Source organism: Streptomyces sparsus (assembly GCF_054776295.1).
Genome location: NZ_BAAHCA010000690.1, coordinates 1 through 2,637 on the forward strand (window position 1 = coordinate 1; position 2,637 = coordinate 2,637).

The following is a 2,637-nucleotide window of genomic DNA, read 5'->3' on the forward strand; positions in this document are numbered from 1 at the left end:
GGAAGGCGGCCCCCGCGAAGGGCCGTGGCCCGGCAGGGGCCCGGCGCGCCGCGACGAGCGGTGCCGCCGAGGAGCCGCAGCTGGTGCAGCTGCTGACCCCTACCGGTGAGCGCGTCGAGCATCCGGACTTCTCGATCGACCTGAGCGCCGACGAGCTGCGCGGCCTGTACCGCGACATGGTGCTGACCCGGCGGTTCGACGCCGAGGCCACCTCGTTGCAGCGCCAGGGCGAGCTGGGCCTGTGGGCGTCGCTGCTCGGCCAGGAGGCCGCCCAGATCGGTTCGGCCCGGGCCCTGCGCGACGACGACTACGTCTTCCCCACCTACCGGGAGCACGGCGTGGCCTGGTGCCGCGGCGTCGACCCGGCGAACCTGCTGGGCATGTTCCGCGGCGTGAACAACGGCGGCTGGGACCCCAACAGCAACAACTTCCACCTCTACACCATCGTCATCGGCTCGCAGACGCTGCACGCCACCGGCTACGCGATGGGCGTCACCAAGGACGGCGCCGACTCGGCCGTCGTCGCCTACTTCGGTGACGGCGCGTCCAGCCAGGGTGACGTGGCGGAGGCGTTCACCTTCTCGGCCGTGTACAACGCGCCGGTGGTGTTCTTCTGCCAGAACAACCAGTGGGCGATCTCCGAGCCGACCGAGAAGCAGTCCCGGGTGCCGATCTACCAGCGCGCCCAGGGCTACGGCTTCCCCGGTGTGCGGGTCGACGGCAACGACGTGCTCGCGGTGCTCGCCGTGACGCGGGCCGCGCTCCAGCACGCCCGCTCCGGCCAGGGCCCGATGCTGGTGGAGGCGTTCACCTACCGGATGGGCGCCCACACCACGTCCGACGACCCGTCGCGCTACCGCGCCGACGACGAGCGGGTGGCCTGGGAGGCCAAGGACCCGATCCTGCGGCTGCGGGCCTACCTGGAGAACGAGGGACTGGCGGACGAGGCGTTCTTCGCCGCCCTGGAGACCGAGAGCGAGGAACTGGGTCAGGAGGTGCGCGAGAAGATCCGCACCATGCCGGACCCCGACACCATGGCCATCTTCGAGAACGTCTATGCCGACGGTCATGCGCTGGTCGACGAGGAGCGGGCACAGTTCACCGAGTACCTGGCGTCCTTCAGCGACGAGGAGGGCAACTGACATGGCCGCGACCACCAGCAAGCTGCCCATCGCCAAGGCGATCAACGAGTCGCTGCGCACGGCGCTGGAGAACGACCCGAAGGTCCTGATCATGGGAGAGGACGTCGGCAAGCTCGGCGGCGTCTTCCGGGTGACCGACGGGCTGCAGAAGGACTTCGGCGAGGACCGGGTCATCGACACGCCGCTGGCCGAGTCCGGCATCGTGGGAACCGCCGTCGGCCTGGCCCTGCGCGGCTACCGTCCCGTCGTGGAGATCCAGTTCGACGGGTTCGTGTTCCCCGCCTACGACCAGATCGTCACCCAGCTCGCCAAGATGCACGCCCGGGCGCTCGGCAAGGTGCGCATGCCCGTCGTCATCCGCATCCCGTACGCGGGCGGCATCGGTGCCGTCGAGCACCACAGCGAGTCGCCCGAGGCACTGTTCGCGCACGTCGCGGGCCTGAAGTGCGTCTCGCCGTCGAACTCCGCCGACGCCTACTGGATGATGCAGCAGGCGATCGAGAGCGACGACCCGGTGATCTTCTTCGAGCCGAAGCGCCGCTACTGGGACAAGGGCGAGGTCGACACCTCGGCCATCCCGCACCCCCTGCACAAGGCCCGCGTCGCCCGGACGGGCAGCGACCTCACCCTGGTCGCCTACGGGCCGATGGTGAAGACCTGCCTGGAGGTGGCGGCGGCCGCCGAGGAGGAGGGCAAGTCGCTGGAGGTGATCGACCTGCGGTCGATCTCCCCGATGGACTTCGACACGATCCAGGGCTCGGTGGAGAAGACCGGCAGACTGGTAGTGGTGCACGAGGCGCCGGTGTTCCTGGGTTCCGGCTCGGAGATCGCCGCCCGCATCACCGAGCGCTGCTTCTACCACCTGGAGGCGCCGGTGCTCCGCGTCGGCGGCTACCACGCGCCGTACCCGCCGGCCCGGCTGGAGGACGAGTACCTGCCCGGCCTGGACCGGGTGCTCGACGCCGTCGACCGCTCGCTGGCGTACTGAGAGGCTGAGGAGTCGTGACGATGACTGCAACAACGGCTGCGAACGCCCAGCGCATTCGTGAGTTCAAGATGCCCGACGTCGGTGAGGGGCTCACCGAGGCCGAGATCCTCAAGTGGTTCGTGCAGCCGGGCGACGCGGTGACCGACGGCCAGGTCGTCTGCGAGGTCGAGACGGCGAAGGCCGCAGTGGAGCTGCCGATCCCGTTCACGGGCACCGTCAGCGAGCTGCGCTTCGACGAGGGCACCACCGTGGACGTCGGCACCGCGATCATCACGGTGGACACCGACCCGGGTGCCGGGGAGGCGCCGGCGGCGCCCGCCCCCGCGCAGGAGGCCGTCCCCGCCGCGCCCGCCGACACGCCTGCGGAGGACGCGGAGGGCGAGGAGGGCGACGGCAAGCGGCAGCCCGTGCTGGTCGGCTACGGCGTCTCGACGTCGTCCACCAAGCGGCGTCCGCGCAAGCCGCAGCCCGGCCAGGAGGCAGCCGCCGCCCCGGCGGAGGCCCGGG

3 protein-coding genes are annotated in these 2,637 nt (G+C 70.9%); all 3 read left to right on the forward strand.

The window, feature by feature from the left end; translation table 11 throughout:
• Positions 1–1,142, forward strand: a 1,142-nt coding sequence (gene pdhA / locus ACYVE9_RS22175; protein ID WP_461029652.1) for a pyruvate dehydrogenase (acetyl-transferring) E1 component subunit alpha, incomplete at its 5' end; no start/stop codon positions are given.
• Between the two features lies 1 nt (position 1,143).
• On the forward strand, positions 1,144–2,130 hold the full coding sequence (locus tag ACYVE9_RS22180) for an alpha-ketoacid dehydrogenase subunit beta (protein WP_461029653.1): 987 nt from the start codon (positions 1,144–1,146) through the stop codon (positions 2,128–2,130).
• Between the two features lie 20 nt (positions 2,131–2,150).
• The coding region (locus tag ACYVE9_RS22185) for a biotin/lipoyl-containing protein (protein WP_461029654.1) at positions 2,151–2,637 on the forward strand (487 nt) is incomplete at its 3' end.